This is a genomic window from Anaerosporobacter sp. (assembly GCF_965301125.1).
Genome location: NZ_CBDLAM010000299.1, coordinates 1 through 543 on the forward strand (window position 1 = coordinate 1; position 543 = coordinate 543).

Here is a 543-nt window from a genome sequence, read left to right on the forward strand (position 1 = left end):
ATATTACTATCACTTTCTTTTCAAACATATAGTTGGGAGGATTTTGAAGTTGTTATAGTAGATGACGGTTCTTCTGATGATACGAAAAAAGAAGTAGAAGAATTTCAAAAAAAATATCCTGATATTAATCTTACATACGTATATCAGAAAAATATGGGGCGTGCTATAGCACGAAATACTGGTATTGAGAAAGCCAGTGGAGAGTTAATTATTTTTTTGGATGATGATCGGATGGTTGTTCCTACGTTTATAGAAGAACATGTTAGGAGTCATATGGAATCGGGAAATAATAGAATTGTAGTATTAGGAAAACGAATGAATTTATTCGTATCTAGATTCCAAGAAAAGTATGAAGAAATAAAAGTAGAGTATATTAAGAAAAATGATAGCTTATATAAAAAAGCAAGAGAAGAGTATTATTGGAGAAAAGTAAAAAATGTTTTAAACACAAGTATTGAGTGGATTATGTTTGCAACAGGGAATGTATCCATTAGAAAAGATATTTTAATTCTCAAAATTTAATCGTTGGTTTTTCTAAAAAAA

At 28.7% G+C, this 543-nt stretch carries 1 protein-coding gene; it reads left to right on the forward strand.

Annotated features, from left to right (window positions below):
* The coding region (locus ACW2QF_RS19025; RefSeq protein WP_455717593.1) for a glycosyltransferase family A protein at positions 1-522 on the forward strand (522 nt) is incomplete at its 5' end.
* Between the last annotated feature and the right edge of the window lie 21 nt (positions 523-543).